18 protein-coding genes are annotated in these 20,790 nt (G+C 73.6%); 11 read left to right on the top strand and 7 right to left on the bottom strand.

Annotated elements, in window-relative coordinates; translation table 11 throughout:
* Positions 1 to 56 precede the first annotated feature (56 nt).
* Positions 57 to 1,454 (top strand): cystathionine beta-synthase, encoded by a 1,398-nt coding sequence (locus N4G70_RS23800; protein ID WP_261714734.1) that lies wholly within the window; start codon positions 57 to 59, stop codon positions 1,452 to 1,454.
* Between the two features lie 413 nt (positions 1,455 to 1,867).
* Here N4G70_RS23800 and N4G70_RS23795 read toward each other — a convergent pair whose 3' ends face one another.
* Positions 1,868 to 2,311 (bottom strand): hypothetical protein, encoded by a 444-nt coding sequence (locus tag N4G70_RS23795; protein ID WP_261714733.1) that lies wholly within the window; start codon positions 2,309 to 2,311, stop codon positions 1,868 to 1,870.
* A gap of 231 nt (positions 2,312 to 2,542) precedes the next feature.
* Here N4G70_RS23795 and N4G70_RS23790 point away from each other — a divergent pair, with 231 nt between their 5' ends.
* Positions 2,543 to 2,920 (top strand): hypothetical protein, encoded by a 378-nt coding sequence (locus N4G70_RS23790; protein ID WP_261714732.1) that lies wholly within the window; start codon positions 2,543 to 2,545, stop codon positions 2,918 to 2,920.
* An 11-nt stretch (positions 2,921 to 2,931) separates the two neighbouring features.
* Positions 2,932 to 3,771 carry a MurR/RpiR family transcriptional regulator gene (locus N4G70_RS23785; protein WP_261714731.1) on the top strand — a complete coding sequence of 280 codons (840 nt, stop codon included), beginning with the start codon at positions 2,932 to 2,934 and terminating at the stop codon, positions 3,769 to 3,771.
* A gap of 108 nt (positions 3,772 to 3,879) precedes the next feature.
* Here N4G70_RS23785 and N4G70_RS23780 read toward each other — a convergent pair whose 3' ends face one another.
* The 5 genes from N4G70_RS23780 to N4G70_RS23760 all read right to left on the bottom strand — a co-directional run bounded on the left by N4G70_RS23780 (position 3,880) and on the right by N4G70_RS23760 (position 7,556).
* Positions 3,880 to 4,254, bottom strand: a complete 375-nt coding sequence (locus N4G70_RS23780) for a hypothetical protein (protein WP_120723015.1) — start codon at positions 4,252 to 4,254, stop codon at positions 3,880 to 3,882.
* Positions 4,255 to 4,310: 56 nt separating this feature from the next.
* Positions 4,311 to 4,712 (bottom strand): roadblock/LC7 domain-containing protein, encoded by a 402-nt coding sequence (locus N4G70_RS23775; RefSeq protein ID WP_261714730.1) that lies wholly within the window; start codon positions 4,710 to 4,712, stop codon positions 4,311 to 4,313.
* Between the two features lie 38 nt (positions 4,713 to 4,750).
* Positions 4,751 to 5,548 (bottom strand): transcriptional regulator, encoded by a 798-nt coding sequence (locus N4G70_RS23770; protein WP_261714729.1) that lies wholly within the window; start codon positions 5,546 to 5,548, stop codon positions 4,751 to 4,753.
* A 5-nt stretch (positions 5,549 to 5,553) separates the two neighbouring features.
* On the bottom strand, positions 5,554 to 5,988 hold the full coding sequence (locus N4G70_RS23765) for a hypothetical protein (protein ID WP_261714728.1): 435 nt from the start codon (positions 5,986 to 5,988) through the stop codon (positions 5,554 to 5,556).
* A gap of 221 nt (positions 5,989 to 6,209) precedes the next feature.
* Positions 6,210 to 7,556 carry a diaminopimelate decarboxylase gene (locus N4G70_RS23760; protein ID WP_261714727.1) on the bottom strand — a complete coding sequence of 449 codons (1,347 nt, stop codon included), beginning with the start codon at positions 7,554 to 7,556 and terminating at the stop codon, positions 6,210 to 6,212.
* Between the two features lie 115 nt (positions 7,557 to 7,671).
* Here N4G70_RS23760 and hutU point away from each other — a divergent pair, with 115 nt between their 5' ends.
* The 4 genes from hutU (at position 7,672) to hutI (ending at position 13,748) form a co-directional block, all read left to right on the top strand.
* Positions 7,672 to 9,336: a urocanate hydratase gene (hutU, locus tag N4G70_RS23755; RefSeq protein WP_261714726.1), complete on the top strand. Its 1,665-nt coding sequence runs from the start codon at positions 7,672 to 7,674 to the stop codon at positions 9,334 to 9,336.
* A gap of 233 nt (positions 9,337 to 9,569) precedes the next feature.
* Positions 9,570 to 10,760, top strand: coding sequence for an allantoate amidohydrolase (locus N4G70_RS23750; protein WP_261714725.1), 1,191 nt, complete (start codon positions 9,570 to 9,572; stop codon positions 10,758 to 10,760).
* A complete protein-coding gene (locus tag N4G70_RS23745; RefSeq protein ID WP_261714724.1) occupies positions 10,751 to 12,091 on the top strand; it encodes a formimidoylglutamate deiminase in 1,341 nt (446 codons plus the stop codon). The genes N4G70_RS23750 and N4G70_RS23745 overlap by 10 nt, the downstream gene beginning before the upstream one ends.
* A gap of 484 nt (positions 12,092 to 12,575) precedes the next feature.
* A complete protein-coding gene (gene hutI, locus N4G70_RS23740) occupies positions 12,576 to 13,748 on the top strand; it encodes an imidazolonepropionase (protein WP_261714723.1) in 1,173 nt (390 codons plus the stop codon).
* 450 nt (positions 13,749 to 14,198) lie between these two features.
* On the opposite strand, the gene N4G70_RS23735 is transcribed toward hutI, so the two are convergent.
* Complete coding sequence (locus N4G70_RS23735) at positions 14,199 to 14,510, bottom strand: hypothetical protein (RefSeq protein WP_261714722.1); 312 nt, start codon at positions 14,508 to 14,510, stop codon at positions 14,199 to 14,201.
* 331 nt (positions 14,511 to 14,841) lie between these two features.
* On the opposite strand from N4G70_RS23735, the gene N4G70_RS23730 reads away from it, so the two are divergent.
* The 4 genes from N4G70_RS23730 to N4G70_RS23715 all read left to right on the top strand — a co-directional run bounded on the left by N4G70_RS23730 (position 14,842) and on the right by N4G70_RS23715 (position 20,721).
* Entirely contained in the window at positions 14,842 to 15,960 is a 1,119-nt protein-coding gene (locus tag N4G70_RS23730; protein WP_399036665.1) for a GNAT family N-acetyltransferase, read from the top strand.
* Positions 15,961 to 16,222: 262 nt separating this feature from the next.
* A complete protein-coding gene (locus N4G70_RS23725) occupies positions 16,223 to 17,476 on the top strand; it encodes a glycosyltransferase family 2 protein (protein WP_261714855.1) in 1,254 nt (417 codons plus the stop codon).
* A complete protein-coding gene (locus N4G70_RS23720) occupies positions 17,473 to 18,303 on the top strand; it encodes a polysaccharide deacetylase family protein (protein ID WP_261714721.1) in 831 nt (276 codons plus the stop codon). The genes N4G70_RS23725 and N4G70_RS23720 overlap by 4 nt, the downstream gene beginning before the upstream one ends.
* A 183-nt stretch (positions 18,304 to 18,486) precedes the next feature.
* Positions 18,487 to 20,721, top strand: coding sequence for a hypothetical protein (locus tag N4G70_RS23715; RefSeq protein WP_261714720.1), 2,235 nt, complete (start codon positions 18,487 to 18,489; stop codon positions 20,719 to 20,721).
* Positions 20,722 to 20,790: the final 69 nt, after the last annotated feature.

Raw genomic sequence — 20,790 nt, 5'->3', positions numbered from 1 at the left:
ACCCCCTCGGGGGCCGCATACGCTGGCGGTACCTAATCGGAGACCCGGAGACAACGGTGCGATTCCACGACTCGATGATCAGCCTCGTAGGCAACACCCCGCTGGTGAGGCTCAACAGTGTGACCCAGGGCATTCAGGCAACGGTCCTGGCCAAGGTCGAGTACTTCAACCCGGGCGGCTCGGTGAAGGACCGGATCGCCGTCCGCATGATCGAGGCGGCCGAGCAGTCCGGCGCGCTCAAGCCCGGCGGCACCATCGTCGAGCCGACCAGCGGCAACACGGGTGTGGGCCTGGCCATCGTGGCCCAGCAGAAGGGCTACAAGTGCATCTTCGTCTGCCCTGACAAGGTGTCCACGGACAAGATCAACGTGCTGCGCGCGTACGGCGCCGAGGTCGTGGTCTGCCCGACCGCCGTCGACCCCGAGCACCCGGACTCGTACTACAACGTCTCCGACCGCCTGGTGCGCGAGACGCCCGGCGCCTGGAAGCCGGACCAGTACAGCAACCCGAACAACCCCCGTTCGCACTACGAGACCACCGGTCCCGAGCTGTGGGAGCAGACCGAGGGGAAGATCACCCACTTCGTCGCGGGCGTCGGCACCGGCGGCACCATCACCGGCACCGGCCGCTACCTCAAGGAGGCCAGCGACGGGAAGGTGCGCATCGTCGGCACGGACCCGGAGGGCTCCGTCTACAGCGGCGGCTCCGGCCGCCCCTATCTGGTGGAGGGCGTCGGCGAGGACTTCTGGCCGACCGCCTACGACCAGAGCGTCACCGACGAGATCGTCGCCGTGTCCGACAAGGACTCCTTCCAGATGACCCGTCGTCTGGCCAAGGAGGAGGGTCTCCTGGTCGGCGGCTCCTGCGGCATGGCCGTGGTGGCCGCGCTCAGGGTCGCCGAGGGTCTCGGCCCCGACGACGTGGTGGTCGTGCTCCTGCCGGACTCCGGCCGCGGCTACCTCTCGAAGATCTTCAACGACGAGTGGATGGCGGACTACGGCTTCCTGGAGGAGGCCGGCCCCTCGGCGCGCGTCTCCGACGTGCTCGGCTTCAAGGAGGCCGGACACCTGCCCTCGCTGGTCCACATGCACCCCGAGGAGACGGTCGGCCAGGCCATCGAGGTGCTCCGCGAGTACGGCGTCTCGCAGATGCCCATCGTCAAGCCGGGCGCGGGACACCCCGATGTGATGGCCGCCGAGGTCATCGGCTCGGTCGTCGAACGCGAGCTGCTGGACGCCCTGTTCACCCAGCGCGCCCTGCTCGACGACCCGCTGGAGAAGCACATGAGTTCGCCGCTGCCGCAGGTCGGCTCGGGCGAGCCGGTCGGCGACCTGATGTCCGTGCTGGGCAAGGCGGACGCGGCGATCGTGCTGGTCGAGGGCAAGCCGACCGGTGTGGTCAGCCGGCAGGACCTGCTGGCCTTCCTGGCCCGCACCCCGCAGCAGGTTCCGTAGCACCCCCTCCCCGGCTCCCTCAACTCCCTTGCGGGGGGCGGGAGTCGGGGCCTGGGGTGGGTGGGGCGACAGGCGCGGCGGACAGAGTCGGGGCGCCCCGCGCGTCGCGCAATCGGTACGCGCGTGACATGTGCGCGCAGCACCGGCTTAACACGGCTCATGCACAGTGGTGGATGTCGGCCGAGCAACCCTGGCAGGGGGACCCGGTCGGCACCACCAGCGGCGTCAGGAACCTCCGGAGCGGCTCCCGGACCCCGGCGCCCAGGACGCGCAGGCCCGGCCCGACCGGGCCCGTGTCCCTCGCGGGGACCGCCGTCGTCCCGCCCCCTGGGCAACCGGGGGTGCGGCGGTCCCCGCGATCACCCTGCCCTCCGGGGCCGGTCAACCAGGCTTTCCGCCAAGCGAGTCGGTGCTCAGTCGTCCCGGTCGGTACGCCCCGGGCGCAGCCAGGGCCAGCGGTGCGCCGCGTGGACGGCGTTGACGGCGACGATGCCGAACCAGGTCACAAGCAGGCCCTTGAAGCCGGCGTTGACCCCGCCGATCGCGGAGAGCGGCACGGCGAGGATCAGCGAGACCATGGCGAAGCCGAACCGCTCGCCGAAATGGCTCTCCGAGCCGTCCCGCGCCGGATGCCCGCCCCGGGCCACGACGATCTGCTGCTCTGCCAACTGCCGCCGCACGCGGCGGTCCACCGAGGCGTCGACCCGCTGCTCGACCTTCTCCAGGAAGGAGTCGACGAGGGCGGGCTCGTACTCGGGGCCGAGCTCCCTGCGGGCGTGCAAGGTGGCGTCGAGTTCCTTCTTGAGCTCGGCGTCCTTCAGAAGGCTGGGCCGGGGCTCGGCGTCACGGGCGTCCATGGTTGTCACGGTACGCAGCGCCGCCCCGTTCCACAGGGGGGCTAGCCCCCGTATTCCGCCTTCGTGGCAGCACGAACCGTCCTCGTGGCAGCACGAACGGGAGCGGGTCCGCGAGGGGTCCGGGCTTGCCCGGCTGTATATCGTCATGCAGAGTTCTGGATGACTGAATAAGTTGTCGATGGCTCGCCCCGGGCCCTTGGCGCCGCGTCCGGGAGAGGGTGGTGGTGGCGCATGACCGCGCGCGTGAAGCCGCCCCGCGTCGCGGCCGGCGCCGCCCCCGCCGTCCCCCCGGCCTCCGTCGCGCCGGCCCCGCTCGGCCACGCTGTACTCTCTCGGGGCGTCGGGGAGCGGGCCGGCTCCGCCTCGCTCGCGGCCCGGCGCACACCGCGGCCCGGTGGGGCGCCCCGGCCCGGGGCGGGACACGAACTCGGCGCGGGGACAGGGGTGTTGGGCCGACCTGGTCCGCGCCCCGATCCGGACCGAACGGCAGGGCAGGCGGGTGCGCTCACCGGCGCGGTGCGCGCCGAGGGGGCCCCCGAGGGGCCGCCGGCCGATGGCGCCGACCGGGCTGCCGCACCGCTCGACCGGTTCAAGGACGTGGACGTATGAAGGGGGACGGCATGAGCGAGGGCCCTGCCGCACGGTTGCAGCAGCTCTTCGAGGGGCACCGGCTGACCCCGACCCAGCGGCGCATCGCGCACTGCATGGTGCGCCAGGCCGCCGACGTGCCCTTCCTGTCCAGCGTCGAGCTCGCCGAACTCGCCGGGGTCAGCCAGCCCTCGGTGACCCGGTTCGCGGTCGCCCTCGGCTTCGACGGCTACCCGGCGCTCCGCCGCCATCTGCGCGAGGTGGCCCCGGCCGCGGCCGACGAGTCCGCCGAGACCTCGTACAACGAGTACCAGCAGGCCGTCCGGGCCGAGATCGAGAACCTCCAGCACCTGGCGGGGCTGCTCGCCGATCCTGGCCCGGTCGAGAACGCGGGCCGGCTGCTCGCCGCGTCCCGGCCGCTGCCGGTCCTCGGGCTGCGCGCGGCGTCCTCGCAGGCCCGTGGCTTCGCCTACTTCGCGGCCAAGGTCCACCCCGATGTGCGGCTGCTCGACGAGGGCGGCACCATGCTGGCCGACCGGATCGACGCGGCCGTGCGGGCCGGGGCCTCGGCGCTCTTGTGCTTCGCGCTGCCGCGCCACCCCAAGGAGGTCGTGGAGGCGCTCGCCCACGCGCAGTCCGCCGGGCTCACCGTGGTCACGGTCGCCGACTCGGCGTTCGCGCCGGTCGCCAAGTACAGCGATCTGCTGATCCCGGCGGCCGTGGGCACCGGGCTCGCCTTCGACACGGCGTGCGCGCCGATGCTGCTCGGCCGGGTCCTGTTGGAGGCCATGTGCGACGACCTGCCGGACGCGCAGGCGCGCCTGGAGGAGTTCGACGCGGGGGCCGCCGCGCGCGGACTGTTCGTGGAATAGCCCGCTCGGCGCGGCCCCTCGCCGATCGGCTCGGGGTGTCCGGGGCCGGTGGCGCCGCGCCCCACCGGGCGCGCGGCGTCACCGGTCGGCCCCGCGCCGGGCCCCGGTTCACACCTCCAGTTCGTTCTCGATCTTCTTCAGCTGGTGGCGCGCCATCGCGAGATTGGCGCGCTTCTTGTCCAGCGCGAGATAGAGGAACAGACCGGTGTTGCCCCGGCCCTTGAGGAGCCGGATCAGGTGGTACTGGCCGTCGAGCGTGATCAGGATGTCCTCGATCTCTTCCTTGAGGCCGAGCATCTCCATGGTCCGCAGCTTGGCGCGCACCACATCGGTGTTGCCCGCGGCGGCCACCGTCAGGTCGAGGTCCTTGCCGCCGCCCAGGGTGCCCAGGGCCATGCCGCTGCTGTAGTCGACGAGGGCCGCGCCCAGGGCGCCCTCGATCGAGGTCATCGCTTCCTTGAGCGTGGTTTCGGTGTTGCTCATCGGGGTCGTACTCCCTTTCCTTCGGGGGCTGTTCCGGCTCGGTGTGCCGGGGCCGTTCATGGGGTCTCCTGCCGGTCGAGGGCGCCGTCGATCAGCTCGCCGACGCGCGTGCTGGAGCGGCGGGCTTCGAGATGCAGCCGGCCGACGTTGACGCGGGGCTCGGCGAGGAGGGTCAGCACGGCGGTGGTCCCCGCCGCGTAGGTGGCGACGTAACCGGACTCGCCGCGCACAAGCAGTTCGCGGAAGGCGCCCTGCCCGGTGCTCTCGGTCAGCCGCTGGGCGACGCCGAGCGCCGCCGCGGTGAGGGCGGCGACGCTCTCGACGGCCTGTGCGGCGCCGTCCTGGGCGAGCACGAAACCGTCCGAGCTCGCCGCGAGCACGCCGGTGAGCTGGGGCAGCCTCGCCCTCAACCTCCTTAGTTCTTCGAGGACTTCAGCGACTTCCGCCTCCGCCGCCATGAGCTGTCTCCTCTCGGCGCGCTGCCGCAGTGCGCGTATCACAGCGTGGCCTCCAGCGCGTCGCGCAGCCGTTGCAGCAGCGCGACATCGGGGGCGGTGGTCTCCGCCGCCAGCCGGGCGGCCCATTCGAGGCCCGCCGCCGGCGCGGGCGGTGCGGTGCGCGGGGACTCGACGGCCCCGACGGCCGCCAGCCTGCGCACGTCGATCAGGGTGTGGAAGGCGGGCCGGCCGATCTCCCGCGCGATGTCCTGGGGGGTGCGCGCCCCGTCGACCCGGCTCAGGACCGCCCGCTGGCGCACGGTGAGCGGGATGTCCGGCAGGCGCCGACCGCGCACCAGGGGGGCGGTGTCCAGGTCCGGGCTGGGCCAGATCCGGTCGAGGAGCTCCCTGCGGCGGGCCGCCTCCCGCTCCACCGTCTCGGCGGACACGGGGCGTACGGGGCCCATCCAGTGGGCCACCCCGTACCGGAAGCGGGTGGGGCCGCTGGAGGGGGCCAGGGCGAAGAACGCCGCGTCGTGCAGGGCGCCCAGATGGCAGATCTCCAGTTCGCCGTCGCCGACCTGGCCGCTCTCCACCAGGAACCGGGCCACCCGGCCGCGCGGGCCCGCCCGGTCGACGGCCTCGCGCCAGCCCTCGGGCCGCAGCCGCCCGGCGGCGGTGAGCAGCACGTCGATGCCGGGCGCGGCGGGGCTCTCCGCGTGCACCACCTGACCGTCGCAGAGGTAGAGGGTGCCCCGGTCGCGCAGCAGGGCGCCGGTGGCCCGCTCGGCGACGAGCCGAACGAGCATGGGGGAGACGGCCGTTCGCGTCTCGGGGGCGGGTCTGTCCATCGCCATGGCCCTCACAGCACCAGCCGTTCGGCCAGATCGCGCAGGCGCAGCCGGGCGAGGGCGAGATTGCCCTCGTCGCGGTCGAGCCACAGATGCAGAAAGACGCTGCTGTCGAAGGCCGTCTCGACGAAACAGAGCAGGTGATAAGCGGTACGGGTGGTGATGATCAGGTCCTCGACGGGTGGGCCCGTGGCCGACAGGCCCTGGCTGTCGAGGGCGGGGGCGCCGAGGGCGGAGGCGTCGAGGGAAGAGGCCGCGCCGAAGCCCGGGTGTTCGGCGGCCATCCGGGCCAGCTCGGCGGTCTCGGCGGCGGTGGCCTCGTGGTCGCCGCCGGGGGACTGCCCGATGGCGCCGAGGGCGAGCCCGCTGGTCCAGTCGGCCACGCCCGCCCCGAGCGCTCCCGGCAGCAGCATCGCCTCAAGCAGGCACTCGTCGATTCCGGGCACGCGGAACTCCCTCCCGGCGCGGCACATGGATGGTCTTCGGTGCCACCGAACGAGCGTGCGGCAGCGACGGAGACGTTACGCACGGTGGCAACCGCTGGTGGGAGTTCTGGCATTTTCCAGCGGCGCATGCCCGGCTTGGCTAGGGTGCGGCCCTTTGGGCAGAGCCGAACTCCGGGTGGGGGCGCGGGAGTTCGTCGTCGTGGCCGATTATGTGCGGGCGGTCAGAGCAGGGCGTCGGCGTGGGCGCCGCCCGCCTCCGCGATCAGGTCCTCGATCGGCTGCGGGGTGCGCACGGGCGCGAACCGGACGCCTTCGGGAGGGTCGGTGAAACCGTAAATCCCGGGCCTGGCAAGGGAGTTGTAGGAGTAGTGGTGGGCGAAGTAGTACGCCCCGGTGTCCAGGACCGCCGTGTAGTCGCCCTGTTCGAGCAGGGGCAGCGGGCGGTTCTCGGCGAGCAGGTCCCCCGCGAAGCAGGCCGGTCCCGCGATGTCCTGGGCGACGGCCGGGCCCTTCTTGGGCCGGCCCTTGGCGTCGTACGCCTCGATCCGCAGCGGCCAGGAGGCGGGTGCGTACACGGTCCGGGCCGCGATCTGCACCCCGGCGTGGGTGACCGCGATGGGGCGGCCGCCCGAGCTCTTCGCGTACTCCACCCGGGCGAGGACCGTGCCGTGCTTCGCCAGCAGCGAGCGGCCGAATTCCGTCACCAGGCCGTACCGTCCGTCGAACAGACCCGGCACCTCCTCCTTCAGCAGACGGGCGTAGGCGGCGTACGTCGGCGTCTCCTCGTCGGAGCCGAAGTTGACCGGGAGCCCGCCGCCGATGTCGAGGGTGTCGACCTGTCGGCGCCCGACCGCCGCGTTGATCTCCTCGGCGAGCTCGTACGCCACCCGGACGCCCTGCGCCATCAGGGGGAGCGCCACGCCCTGGGAGCCCGAGTGGGTGTGCAGACGGGTCAGCCAGGGGCGCTCCGCGTACGCCCGCACCACCCACTCCCGGGCGCCGTCGTCGAGCAGGGCCACCCCGAACTTGGAGGTGGCGGTCGCCGTGGACAGCGCGTCGATGGACCCGGCGCCGAGCTGCGGATTGACCCGCAGGCCGATCGGCGAGGCGCTGGGCGAGGCCTCGACGAGCGCGTCCAGGCGGGCCAGCTCCTGGGGGTTGTCCGCGTTGACGGCGATGCCCAGGTCGAGCGCCTCGCGCAGTTCGGCGGGGGTCTTGGCGGGCGAGTCCAGCACGGTGTCGGCGGGGCCGATGCCCGCGGCCCCGGCCAGCGCGAGCTCGCCCGGACTCGCCACCTCGGCGCCCAGGCCCTCGGCGCGCAGCAGCCGCAGGACCGGCACCAGCGGGCAGGCCTTCACGGCGAAGGCGTGCAGGACGGGGGCGTCGGTGACGGCGGCGAAGGCGGCGCGCAGGGCGGCGGCGCTCGCACGGATGCCGGTGGTGTCGAGGAGGGCGACGATGGGGGCGTCGGGCCCGGCCAGGCCCTGTTCCACCGCGGCCCGCACGGCCTGTTCGCGGCGCCGCGCCGCGGCGGCCCCGACCGTGGGGGACGTTGCCTGGGTAGTCATGCGATCCAGCCAATCACCGGCCGGCGGCGGGCGCAGACCCACAGGACGTATTGACTAGTTCTATTCAGTGACCCAGGATGTGAATATCTGGATCAGGTCACGAGGAGGCAGCGCCATGTCAGGACCCCGCCCCGTACGGGCACCGCGCGGTACGGAACTGAGCGCCCTGGGATGGCAGCAGGAAGCCGCGCTGCGCATGCTCCAGAACAACCTCGACCCCGAGGTCGCCGAACACCCCGACCAGCTCGTGGTCTACGGCGGCACCGGCAAGGCCGCCCGCGACTGGCGCTCCTTCGACGCCATGGTGCGTACGCTGCGCACGCTCAAGCAGGACGAGACGATGCTCGTGCAGTCCGGCCGCCCGGTCGGCGTGATGCAGACCCACGAGTGGGCGCCGCGCGTCCTGATCGCCAACTCCAACCTGGTCGGCGACTGGGCCAACTGGGAGGAGTTCCGCCGCCTGGAGGCGCTGGGCCTGACCATGTACGGCCAGATGACGGCCGGCTCCTGGATCTACATCGGCACGCAGGGCATCCTCCAGGGCACGTACGAGACGTTCGCCGCGGTCGCCGCCAAGAAGTTCGGCGGCACGCTCGCCGGGACGATCACGCTGACCGCCGGCCTCGGCGGCATGGGCGGCGCCCAGCCGCTCGCCGTCACCATGAACGACGGCGTCGCGATCTGTATCGACGTCGACCCGCGCGCCATCGAGCGCCGCATCGAGCACCGCTACCTGGACGTGAAGGCCGACTCGCTGGAGCACGCGCTCCAGCTCGCCGTCGAGGCCCGCGACGCCCGGCGCCCCCTCTCCATCGGCCTCCTCGGCAACGCGGCGGAGCTGCTGCCGCGGATGCTCGCCGAGGGCGCCCCGATCGACATCGTGACCGACCAGACCTCGGCCCACGACCCGCTCGCCTACCTCCCCGTCGGCGTCGCCTTCGACGACATGGCGGCGTACGCGGCGAAGGACCCGGCGGGCTTCACCACCCGCGCGCGCGAATCCATGGCCCGGCACGTCGAGGCGATGGTCGGGTTCATGGACGCCGGGGCCGAGGTCTTCGACTACGGCAACTCCATCCGCGGCGAGGCCCAACTGGCGGGCTACGAGCGGGCGTTCGCCTTCCCCGGCTTCGTGCCGGCCTACATCCGGCCGCTGTTCTGCGAGGGCAAGGGCCCCTTCCGCTGGGCGGCCCTTTCGGGCGAGGCGTCCGACATCCACAAGACCGACAAGGCGCTGCTCGACCTCTTCCCGGAGAACGAGTCCCTGCACCGCTGGATCAAGATGGCCGGCGAGCGCGTCCACTTCCAGGGTCTGCCCGCGCGCATCTGCTGGCTCGGCCAGGGCGAGCGCGACAAGGCGGGCGACATGTTCAACGACATGGTCGGCAACGGCACGCTCGCCGCGCCGCTCGCCATCGGCCGCGACCACCTCGACTGCGGCTCCGTGGCCTCCCCGTACCGCGAGACCGAGGCGATGCTCGACGGCTCCGACGCGATCGCCGACTGGCCGCTCCTGAACGCCATGGTCAACGTCGCCTCCGGCGCGTCCTGGGTCTCGATCCACCACGGTGGCGGTGTCGGCATGGGCCGCTCCATCCACGCGGGGCAGGTCTCGGTGGCGGACGGCACGAAGCTGGCGGGCGAGAAGATCCGCCGCGTCCTGACCAACGACCCCGGGATGGGCGTCATCCGCCACGTCGACGCCGGGTACGACATCGCGGAGCGGGTGGCGGACGAGAAGGGCGTACGCGTCCCCATGCGGGAGGGCGACCCCGCGTGACCTCCTCGCCGCCCCCGCCCCCCACTCCCGGGGCTCCGCCCCAAACCCCGTTCACCCCTGAAGGGCGCCCGTCCTCAAACGCCGGACGGGCTGAAACTTCCCGCCCGGGCCCCGCCCCCAACCCCGCCAGGAGCGCGGGGAACTGCGCGAGCGACCCGGCACGGTCCGCGGGCGGACGTATCCCCCCGGAGGGTCTCGGGAAGGGGCGGGGTGGGGAGAGCTCCTTTCAGGAGATGTGGCGCGAGCTCGCGCCCATCGGGCGCGACGCCGACACCCGCGGCTACCGCCGCCACGCCTGGACCCCCGCCGACGCCGACTGCCGCGCCTGGTTCCGCGCACAGGCCGAAGCCCGCGGGCTCGGCTACGAGGTGGACCGGAACGGGAACCAGTGGGCCTGGGCCGGCGACCCCGCGGCCGGGGACGCCGTCGTCACCGGCTCGCACCTCGACTCCGTACCGGACGGCGGCGCCTTCGACGGCCCCCTGGGCGTCGTGTCCTCCTTCGCCGCGCTCGACGAACTGCGGGCCCGGGGAGCCGAGTTGGCACGGCCGCTCGCCATCGCCAACTTCGGGGACGAGGAAGGCGCCCGGTTCGGCCTCGCCTGCGTCGGCTCCCGGCTCGCCGCCGGACAGCTCAGCGTGGAGGCCGCGCACCGTCTGCGCGACCAGGACGGAATCAGCCTGCCCCAGGCGATGGAGCGGGCCGGGTACGACCCGGAGACCATCGGCCCCGACCCCGAACGCCTCGCCCGTATCGGCGCGTTCGTCGAGCTGCACGTCGAACAGGGCAGGGCGCTGGACCTGAGCGGCGACGCCGTAGGCATCGCCTCCGCGATCTGGCCGCACGGCCGCTGGCGGTTCGACTTCGCCGGCGAGGCCAACCATGCCGGCACCACCCGCCTGGTCGACCGCCGCGACCCGATGCTGACGTACGCCGAGACGGTCCTCGCCGCCCGCCGCGAGGCCGAACTCGCGGGCGCCGTCGCCACGTTCGGCAAGATCTCCTGCGAGCCCAACGGCGTCAACGCCATTCCGTCGATGGTGCGCGGCTGGCTGGACTCGCGCGCCGCCGACCAGTCCACCCTGGACACGGTCGTCACCGCGATCGAGCGGGCCGCCCGCGAGCGCGCCGAGCGCGACGGCGTGGATCTCAACGTCGTACGCGAGTCGTTCACGCCCGTCGTGGAGTTCGAGCACGCCCTGCGGGACGAGATCGCCAAGATCCTCGGCGGCGGCATCCCCGTCCTGGGGACCGGCGCCGGACACGACGCCGGAATCCTGTCCGGCTCGATCCCGACCGCCATGCTGTTCGTGCGCAACCCCACCGGCGTCTCGCACTCGCCGGCCGAGTTCGCCGGCGAGGACGACTGCGTCGCCGGCGTGCTCGCACTCGCCGATGTACTGGAGGGTTTGGCGTGCAGGTGACGTACTGGCTGGAACATGCCTGGCTCGACCCCGAGGTCGAGCCGGGCGTGCTCGTGGAGGTCGCCGACGGCGGGCGGATCGCGGCCGTCCGCAAGGGGATCGAGGCGCCGCCCCCCGGCGCCGTCGTGTTGCGCGGGTTCACGATTCCCGGCCTCGCCAACGCCCACTCGCACGCCTTCCACCGCGCCCTGCGCTCCACCGTGCAGGTCGGCTCGGGCACGTTCTGGACCTGGCGCGAGACGATGTACCAGGTCGCCTCCCGGCTCACCCCGGACACCTACCACGCGCTCGCCCGCGCCGTGTACGCGGAGATGGCGCTCGCCGGGATCACCGCCGTCGGCGAGTTCCACTATCTGCACCACGCGCCGGGCGGCACCCCCTACGACGACCCCAACGCGATGGGCGAGGCCCTGATCGCCGCAGCCGCCGAGGCGGGCATCCGCATCACGCTGCTCGACACGGCGTACCTCTCCTCCGGTTTCGGGGCCGCCCCCAACCGACACCAGACGCGCTTCTCCGACGGCACCGCCGAGGCCTGGGCGCACCGCTGCTCCGCCCTCAAGGAGCGGGACCACGCCAGGATCGGCGCGGCCATCCACTCCGTACGGGCCGTCCCCGCACGGGAGTTGGGTACGGTGGCCCGCTGGGCCGAGGAACGCCGGGCCCCGCTCCACGTCCACCTCTCCGAGCAGACCGCCGAGAACGAGGCCTGCCTCGACGCGTACGGCATGACGCCCACGCGGCTCCTGTCCGAGCACGGGGTGCTCGGGCCGCGCACCACCGGCGTCCACAACACCCACCTCACCGACGACGACATCGCGCTCCTCGGCGCCACCGGCACGGGCACCTGTATGTGCCCCACCACCGAACGCGACCTCGCCGACGGCATCGGACCCGCGCTCGCCCTCCAGCGGGCCGGGTCCCCGCTCTCTCTCGGCAGCGACAGCCACGCGGTGATCGACCTCCTCGAAGAGGCCCGGGCGATGGAACTCGACGAGCGGCTCCGTACGCGGACGCGCGGCCACTGGACGGCGGCGGCGCTGCTGCGCGCGGCGACCGTCGACGGGCACGCGGCGATCGGCTGGGACGAGGCGGGCCGCATCGAGCCCGGCGCGCTCGCCGACCTCGCCACGGTCGCGCTGGACTCCGTCCGTACGGTGGGGGCGGTGCCTCGGCTGGCGGCGGAGACGGTCGTTTTCGCGGCGTCCGCGGCGGATGTGCGGCATGTCGTGGTGGGGGGCCGCCACGTCGTCCGCGACGGCGCCCACGCGCTCGTCCCCGACGTCCCCTCGTCCCTCGCGTCGGCGATCGCGTCCCTGCGGCACGGGTGACCCATCCCTGGGGCGCCTTGCCCAGAGGGTTTGTCGCCCCCGGCCCTCCTGGGGCTCCGCCCCAGACCCCGTTCGCGCCTTAAGGGCGCTCGTCCTCAAACGCCGGACGGGCTGAAATGCCCGATGCGGGCCAGCACCAGCACCGCTAAGGGGCGCGGGGAACTGCGCGACCAGCCACCTGCGGCCCGCAGACGAAAACGGGTTTTCAGGGGCGCGGGGAACCGCGCGAGAAGCGACCACGACCCGCAGAGGGCCAGCGCTTTTAGGGGCGCGGGGAACTGCGCGACCAGCCCCCTGCGGCCCGCAGACGAAAACCGGTTTTCAGGGGCGCGGGGAACCGCGCGAGAAGCGACCACGGCGCGCAGGCCGAAGAGGATTCAGGGGCGCGGGGAACCGCGCGAAAGGACCACCGCCCGCAGCGGAGAGCCACCCCACCCCCCGGAGGGTCTCGGGAAGGGGCGGGGTGGGGGATAGAAAGGAAGCCATGCGCACCACCCTCGTACGGAACATCGCCACCCTCGTCACCAACGACCCCGACCCCGACCGCGGCCCCGGCCCCCTCGGCCTCGTCCAGGACGCCGCCCTCGTCATCGAGGGCGACCGCATCGCCTGGACCGGCCGCACCGCCGACGCCCCCGCCACCGACGACGCCGTCGACGCGCAGGGCCGAACCGTCCTGCCCGGCTTCGTCGACTCCCACTCCCACCTCGTCTTCGCGGGCGACCGGACGCAGGAGTTCAACGCCCGCATGAGCGGCCAGGCGTACGCCGCCGGAGGCATCCGCACCACCGTCGCCGCCACCCGCGCCGCGAGCGACGAGGCGCTGGGCGCCAACGTGGCCCGCTATCTCGCCGAGGCGCTGCGGCAGGGCACCACCACCCTGGAGACCAAGTCCGGCTACGGCCTGACCGTCGACGACGAGGCCCGCGCGCTGCGCGTCGCCGCCGAGCACACGGACGAGGTCACCTACCTCGGCGCGCACATCGTGGCGCCCGAGTACGCCGACGACCCGGCCGGCTACGTGGACCTGGTCACCGGCGAGATGCTGGACGCGTGCGCCCCGTACGCCCGTTGGATCGACGTGTTCTGCGAGAAGGGCGCGTTCGACGGCGACCAGGCGCGAGCCATCCTCACCGCGGGCCGGGCCAAGGGCCTGCTGCCGCGCGTCCACGCCAACCAGCTCACCTACGGACCCGGTGTGCAGCTCGCCGTGGAGCTGGAGGCCGCGTCCGCCGACCACTGCACGCACCTCACCGACGCGGACGTCGACGCGCTCGCCAACAGCGCCACGGTGGCGACGCTGCTGCCCGGCGCCGAGTTCTCCACCCGGGCCCCATGGCCGGACGCCAGGCGGCTGTTGGACGCGGGGGTGACCGTCGCGCTGTCCACCGACTGCAACCCCGGGTCGTCGTTCACGTCGTCGATGCCGTTCTGTGTCGCGCTCGCGGTGCGCGACATGAAGATGACCCCGGACGAGGCGATCTGGTCGGCCACCGCGGGCGGGGCGGCCGCCCTGCGCCGCACCGACATCGGCCGCCTCACCCCGGGCGCCCGCGCCGACCTGGCGTTCCTGGACGCGCCCTCGCCCGTGCACCTCGCCTACCGGCCGGGTGTGCCGCTGGTGAGCGAGGTCTGGCGGGCGGGCCGCAGGGTCTGAGCCGTTCACGCCGGCGCGGCCCGCCACTCCGGGCGGGCCACCAGCGACGGCGTCGCGGTGGAGTGGAGGGGCCCGGCCAATGGCGTGGAAGCGCCGGGCCCCGGCGTGGAACCAGAGGCGCGGAGCCGACCGCGGCGGCCGTCGCCGTCATGGTCACCGTGGGCTCGGGCACCGCCGGATCCGGCACCCCGACGACGGCCGGCAGCACTGCCGCCGTGCACACCGTCACCCACAGACTCCGCTGCCACGGCCTCTTCTCCGTAGGCCGCACCCCCTGGACCCGCGCGGCCCTCCCCGGACCGTTGCGCCTTCCGGTTACCTGCCCTGAGACGCGCGTGGGGCGGGGGGCCGGTTCCGGGGAGGGGAAGGCGCACGGAAGCGCGATCGCCTCATGGATATGCGCCCCGCGCCCCTCGGGGAGCGAGGGCCGGACCGTTCAGGGCCGCTCGCTCACGAGGCGGCCCGGCGCTCGATCTCCTCCGTCTCCCCCTTCGCCAGCAGGCCGAACAGCCGCAGCACCTCGTCCTTGGACACGCCCGAGAGCTGGCGCGGGGGCGCGTCCGGCTCGTCCAGGTTCTCCCACAGGAGCCAGAGCAGCTCGCCGCTCGGGAAGGCGCTCAGGGACCAGCCGTTCTCATGGGTGAGGGAGACATCGGGGTGCTCGTCGTCGGCGTCGGCCAGGCCGTCGAGGATCGTGCGCATCGTCGCCTCGTCGGGCTCCTCGACGGACGTGCCCGACAGATCGGTCATGAAGTAGCTCATGCCTTGCATTAGCTCACGAGGAGCTCATGAGCTCGCGCGGGGCGCCCCCACCCGCCCCTCCGGGCCCCGTCCAGCCCGTCCGACCCACCCGCCCCTCCGGGCCCCGTCCGGCCCGTCCGCCCCCGCCGTCGCCGCACCGGGAAAGGCCCGGCATGACGATGCCGTCCCGAGCTTCACCGGACGGTCACAAACCGCGCCGCCGTACCTACCGTCGGGCGAAATCGACCGGTACCGTCCAGGTTCAGCGGGGCTCGGGGGAGACCGGGGGGTCGAAGTGGGCAGTCTGCGAAGTCCGCGCGCCAGGGGCGGCGTCGAGGGGGCGGCGGGCCGGATCCGGGTGGTGCGGCCCGGCGATCTGAGCGCCGGGCATCTGGAGATCTGGCGGGAGCTGCGGGCGAAGGCTCAAACGCCGGAGAACCCTTTCATGGAGCCGGAGTTCACCCTGGCGGTCGGCCGGGTGCGCTCCTCGGCGCGGGTGGCCGTCCTGTACGACGGAGGGGAGCCCGCCGGGTTCTTCCCGTACGAGAGGGGCGCGTTGGGGCGGGGCCGTGCCATCGGGTTCGGTGTATCGGACCGGCAGGGCGTGATCGGGTCGCATCAACTCGCGCTCGCCAGAGGTGAGTTGATGCGTCGCTGCGGACTGTCGGCGTGGGAGTTCGACAATCTGGAGGCCGGGCAGTCGCTGTTCGTGCCGGACGCGGCCGCCGAGTACGCCTCCTTCGTGATCGATGTCGGGGCGGGGTACGCGGCGTACGAGGCGGCCCTTCGCCTGCGGTCGCCGAAGTTCCTCAGGACCACCACCGCCAAGGAACGCAGGCTCGGCCGGCAGGCCGGGGAGGTCCGGTTCGTCTTCGACGAGCGGGACCCGGCGGCGCTGGCCCGGCTCATGGAGTGGAAGTCGGCGCAGTACCGCCGCACCGGGCGCCGCGATCGGTTCGCCAAGGACTGGATCGCCTCCCTGGTGCACCAGCTCGCCCACACCCGCGCGCCCGGCTGCTCGGGGGTGCTCTCCGTGCTGTACGCGGGAGGCCGGCCGGTCGCCGCGCACTTCGGACTGCGCTCGCGCACGCTCCTGGCCTGCTGGTTCCCGGCGTACGACCCGGAGTTCGCGAAGTACTCGCCGGGCCTGGTGATGCATCTGCGCATGGCCGAGGCGGCGGCCGCGGCGGGCATCGGGACGCTGGACCTCGGCCGGGGGGCCGCCGAGTACAAGGACGCGCTGAAGACCGGCGAGATCCCGGTGTACGAGGGGGCGTACACGCGGCCCGGCGCGGGCGCGGTGCTGCACTGGATCGGCCGGGAACCCTCCCGCCGCGCCCACGGCTTCGTACGGGAACGGCCGAGGCTCGCCGCGTTCGCGCAGCGCGGTCTCAAGCGGGCGGGGCGGGTGCGCGACGGCTGGTCGCGCGAGGGCCGGCCCCGCACCGGCGGGCAGCCCACCGGAAAGTAGCGGCCCGCGCGGGGCGGCCCGGCCGTCGAGGCCTCCACGGGACAGGGAGCACGGGGGAAACACAGTGTCGAAGCGGACCTCACACACAGCGAAGCCGCCGCAGGCCGGGAGCCTCGCGAGACGGCGGGGTGCCGGGCAGGGCATCGGGCCCGACATCGGGCAGGGCGGCGAACGGAATGCGGGGCGGGGTGCCGGGCAGGGCATCGGGCCCGGCAGCGGGCAGGGCGGCGAACGGAATGCGGGGCGGGGTGGCGGACAGGGCATCGGCGTAGGAGAGCTGGATCTCGACGGGCTCGACGGGGGCGTGCTGTCCCTGCGGCCCGCGCCGGGCGGCCCGCCGATCGGGCCCGGCGAGGCGTACGTCCTGGTCAGGCTGCGAGGGCGGCCGGTCGGGACGGTGCTCGGACGGATCGGGCAGGGTGACGACGCGGCCGAGGTGCTCGCGGGCGCGGCCCGCGCACAGCTCACCGGGTTGGTGCCCGCCGAGGCACCCGCGCCCGCGCCGGTTCCGCCGCGCACGAGCGTCGTCGTGGCCACGAGGGAGCGGGCCGGTCAACTCGCCCGCGCACTGGACTCGTTGCTCGAACAGGACCACCCCGACTACGAGATCCTCGTCGTCGACAACAACCCCGTCACCGACCAGACCCGCGCACTCGTCGAGCGGCACTACGCCGCGCTCGGTGTCCGCTACGTCGCCGAGCCCGTGCCGGGCCTGGCCGCCGCCCACAACCGGGGCGTCGCGGCCGCGCGGGGCGAGATCCTCGCGTTCACCGACGACGACGTGATCGCCGACCGGCGCTGGCTGTCCGCGCTGGCCGCGCCCTTCGCGGGCGACGCCGAGCTGGGCTGTGTCACCGGCCTGATCCTGCCCGCCCGGCTCACCACGCCCGCGCAGATCCTCCTGGAGAGCCACGGCGGCTTCACCAAGGGCTTCGCGCCCCGCCACTTCGACCCGCGCAGACCCCCGGCCGACGAGCCGCTGTTCCCCTTCACCGCGGGCCGCTTCGGCTCCGGGGCCAACATGGCCTTCCGCGCGGCCGCCCTGCGCGCGGTCGGCGGCTTCGACCCGGCGACCGGCACCGGAACCCCGGCGAGGGGCGGCGACGACCTGTACGCCTTCGCCCGGATCGTCGTCGCGGGCCACCGCCTCAGCTACACGCCCGAGGCGCTGGTGTGGCACCACCACCGCGAGACCTGGCGGGACCTGGAGAACCAGGCGTACGGATACGGCGCCGGGCTCACCGCCTACCTCACCGCGATCATCGCCCGCCGCCCGGCGCTGCTGCCCGCCCTGCTGGCCCGGGTGCCGCGCGGTCTCGCGCACGCGCTCGCGATCAGCGCCCACCGCGCCGACGGGTCCCCGTCCGTGCCCGGCGAGCACGGCTCGCGGAGCCACCCCTGGCCGCGCTCGCTGTCCCGCCTGGAGCGCAGGGGCATGCTGTACGGGCCGCTCGGCTATCTGCGCGCCCGGCGCCGGGTGCGCGGCCACCGGCCGCCGTGGGAGACGGCGCGATGAGCACCGTCACGGAAGGCGGCGCCAGGAGCGCCGCGGCATCCCGCATCCCGGTGCTGCTGTACCACGCGGTGATGGACGAGCCGCCCCGCTGGATCGCCGAATTCACCGTCACACCACGGCAGTTCGCGGCCCAGCTCGACGTGATACGCGACAGCGGGCGTACGCCGGTGACCGTCGGCGCGCTCGCCGCCCACTTCGCGGGAACGGCTCCGCTGCCGCCCCGGCCGGTCGTGCTCACCTTCGACGACGGCTTCGCCGACCTGCCGGGCCGTACCGCCGAGGCGCTCGCCGCCCGCGCCCTGCCCGCCACCGCCTATCTCACCACCGGTGCGATCACGCCCCGGGGGCGGAGCCTGCTGCCGCCCGCGCCGATGATGCCCCTGGGCCAGGCGCGGATCCTGGAGGAGTACGGGATCGAGGTGGGCGGGCACACCGTCTCGCACCCCCAGCTCGACACCCTCGCGGGGGCCGCCCTGCGACGTGAACTCACCCAGTCCAAGGCCGAGTTGGAGGACGCGCTGGGGCACCGGATCCGCCACCTCGCCTACCCACACGGCTACAACAGCCCGGCCGTGCGCAGGGCCGCGCGGGCCGCGGGCTATGCGACGGGCGCCGCGGTGCGGCACGCGTTCAGCTCGGAGCGCGACGAGTCGTACCGCATCGCCCGGCTCATCGTGCGCCGCCGCCACACGCTCGCCGACGTCGCGGCGTGGATGCGGGGGGAGGGCGCGCGGGCCGCCCCATACAACGACGCGCCCCGGACGGTGGGTTGGCGGTTCTACCGGCGGACCAGGGCCTGGGTGAAGGGCCCCGTCTTCGCCGGGTGACGGCCCGGCGCGGCGGGGGCGACGAAGGAGCGTTCCTGTACGTCTCTTTCGCCCCAAGAGGCCGCGCGGGGAACCTTTAGCCGGTATTCGGGAGACGTCGGCGGCACCTTCGCGGGATCGTCGGGAGACAGCCGGGGACGGCGGCGTGACGGCCGCGACCACATTGGCGGGGGGAGTCGCACTGTGCAGCAACGTGTGCCGACGCCGGCCGGGGGCAGTGCGCTACGGGCCCCCGAGGACGCGGCCGGGGAACAAGCGGCGGGCGGCCGGTCGAGAGCCCGCGAAAGCCTGCGCCTGGCCCATCTGATGTCCCCTCAAGTCCTCTTCACCTGGCTCCCGTTGGCGGCGGCGACCGCACTGTGGACGTACGCACTGGGGCACATCGACTACCGGCACATGGGGGACTGGGGCCTGATCGACCGGCTGCCCGCCGCCTTCTACCTCTCCCTCGCCGTGCTGACCGGGGGCTTCGTCGTCAGTCTGCGGCGGGCGGGTACCGCGCCCTGGTGGCCGGGCCTCTACGGCATCGCGCTGCTGTTCGCCCTCAAGGCACCCCCCGCGATCCTGTACGACTCGGTGCGCTACCCGTGGGCGTCCAAGCACGACGCGGTGGTCAGCCATCTGCTGGCCAACCAGGAACTGCGGCCGGACGTGCCGCTCTCCGGCAACATGGCGGCGTACGATCAGTGGCCCGGCTTCTTCACCCTCAACGCGGGCCTGGTGCGCGCCTTCGGCGTGGACGCCGCGACCTCGTACCTCAACTGGGCCCCGCTGTTCTACGGCGTCGTCCTCATCCCGGTACTCGTGCTGATCTACCGCACCTTCGCCGAGGACTGGCGCCTGGTGTGGACCGGGGTGTGGATCTTCGAGGTCGCCAACTGGGTCGGCCAGGACTACTTCTCGCCGCAGGGCTTGGCGCTGATCCTGGACCTGTCGGTGCTCGCCGTGGTGTTCCGCCATTTCGTACGCCCCCGGGCCGCGGGCGGACTGCGCTCGCGGGCCCACCTCGACCCGGCGGCGGCCACCGTTCCGCCGCCCACCACCAGGCGTCAGCGGGCCGTCTGCGTCGTGATCCTGGCCCCGCTGATCGCCGCCATCAACTTCACCCACCAGCTCACCCCGGTGATGCTGTGCGTCGCCCTGCTCGCGCTCAATCTGACCCGGCGCTACCGCAACCCGGGGCTGCTCGTCGTCACCGCCGTGATCATGCTGATCTGGGACGTCACGATGGGCCGCCCTCTGTTCGTGGAGACGCTCGCCTCCCTGAAGGAGTCCGTGGGCAACCTCCTCAACAACTCCCGGGCCGGGTACGCCGGTGAACTCACCGGCCCCGGGCCCGTGGTGCAGGGCCGGGCCGACATCGTGATGGTCCTGGTGGTCGCGGCGCTCGCCGCGGTCGCGGTCGTCCTGCGGCGCCGGCTGACCAGGAGCGCGCTGCCGCTGCTCCTGGTCTCGGTGGCGCCGGTCCCGCTGTTCGCCGTCAACGACTACGGCGGCGAAATGCTCTTCCGGGTCTATCTGTTCGGGCTGCCCGGCGCGGCGTTCTTCGCCGCGGCAGCGCTGGTGCCGGCGGGAGTGGGCGGGCGGCGCGGGCGGGCCGGCTCCGTTGCGCGGCGGCGGGCCGCGGCCGTCGCGCTGCCGCTGGTGCTCGTCCTGCTCGTCGCCGGATTCGTGCCCGCGTACTACGGCAAGGAGCGGATGTACTACACCCCGCCCGCCGAGACGGCGATGGTGACCAAGATCCTGGACACCGCGCCCCGGGGCTCGATGATCCTGGCCGTCACCGGCTCCTTCCCCCAGGCGCTGCGCCGCTACGACCAGTTGGAGCACTGGTACGTGGCGGAACAGGAGGAGCCGCAGAACGCGATCATGCTGCGGGATCCGGTGGGATATCTGGAGCCGGGGCTGCCGCGGGACGGGCGGCCGGTGTACTTCGTCCTCACGCGGACGCAGGACGTCTATACGGCGGGGGAGGGGTTGTTGCCGGCGGGGGGCTTCGCCGAGCTCAGGACGAAGCTCGAGGCGTCCCCCCGGTTCCGGGTGCTCGACCGCTCCCGCTACGGAACCGTCCTCCAATACGTCCCCCCACCCCCTGGGGCTCCGCCCCAGCCCCCGGGCCCCTCGCCCACCCACCCGCCCGTGCAACGGGTTGGCTGGTTCCGGCCCTCCTGGGGCTCCGCCCCAGACCCCGTATCGCGCCTGAACGGCGCTCGTCCTCAATCGCCGGACGGGCTGAAGGTGCCCCAGCACCCTCGGGCGGGGGCTCCGCCCCCTGCACCCCCGTTCGCGCCTGAAGGGCGCTCGTCCTCAATCTCCCCCAAGGCCTTAAGGGCCAGGGGGGACCCCCATGACGGGCTGAAATGCCCCGATGCGGGCCAGCACCGACCCCGCCAGGGGCGCGGGGAACTGCGCGAGTAGCGACCACGGTCCGCAGGGTCGAGAGGGTTGAGGGGCGCGGGGAACTGCGCGAGTAGCGGGCACGGTCCG

The sequence above is a fragment of the Streptomyces sp. ASQP_92 genome, from assembly GCF_025399895.1.
In the GTDB taxonomy this organism is placed as follows: domain Bacteria; phylum Actinomycetota; class Actinomycetes; order Streptomycetales; family Streptomycetaceae; genus Streptomyces.
Note: the sequence above shows the minus strand (reverse complement) of the source record. Positions and strands in the feature narration are given on the sequence as shown.

Bases quoted from the DNA above. Each gene is read 5' to 3' on its own strand.
- N4G70_RS23735 (WP_261714722.1), bottom strand. From the start codon at position 14,510: ATGAGCTACTTCATGACCGATCTGTCGGGCACGTCCGTCGAGGAGCCC.
- N4G70_RS23720 (WP_261714721.1), top strand. From the start codon at position 17,473: ATGAGCACCGTCACGGAAGGCGGCGCCAGGAGCGCCGCGGCATCCCGC.
- N4G70_RS23770 (WP_261714729.1), bottom strand. From the start codon at position 5,548: ATGGCGATGGACAGACCCGCCCCCGAGACGCGAACGGCCGTCTCCCCC.
- N4G70_RS23795 (WP_261714733.1), bottom strand. From the start codon at position 2,311: ATGGACGCCCGTGACGCCGAGCCCCGGCCCAGCCTTCTGAAGGACGCC.
- N4G70_RS23775 (WP_261714730.1), bottom strand. From the start codon at position 4,712: ATGGCGGCGGAGGCGGAAGTCGCTGAAGTCCTCGAAGAACTAAGGAGG.
- N4G70_RS23760 (WP_261714727.1), bottom strand. From the start codon at position 7,556: ATGACTACCCAGGCAACGTCCCCCACGGTCGGGGCCGCCGCGGCGCGG.
- hutU (WP_261714726.1), top strand. From the start codon at position 7,672: ATGTCAGGACCCCGCCCCGTACGGGCACCGCGCGGTACGGAACTGAGC.
- N4G70_RS23785 (WP_261714731.1), top strand. From the start codon at position 2,932: ATGAGCGAGGGCCCTGCCGCACGGTTGCAGCAGCTCTTCGAGGGGCAC.
- N4G70_RS23790 (WP_261714732.1), top strand. From the start codon at position 2,543: ATGACCGCGCGCGTGAAGCCGCCCCGCGTCGCGGCCGGCGCCGCCCCC.
- hutI (WP_261714723.1), top strand. From the start codon at position 12,576: ATGCGCACCACCCTCGTACGGAACATCGCCACCCTCGTCACCAACGAC.
- N4G70_RS23780 (WP_120723015.1), bottom strand. From the start codon at position 4,254: ATGAGCAACACCGAAACCACGCTCAAGGAAGCGATGACCTCGATCGAG.
- N4G70_RS23750 (WP_261714725.1), top strand. From the start codon at position 9,570: ATGTGGCGCGAGCTCGCGCCCATCGGGCGCGACGCCGACACCCGCGGC.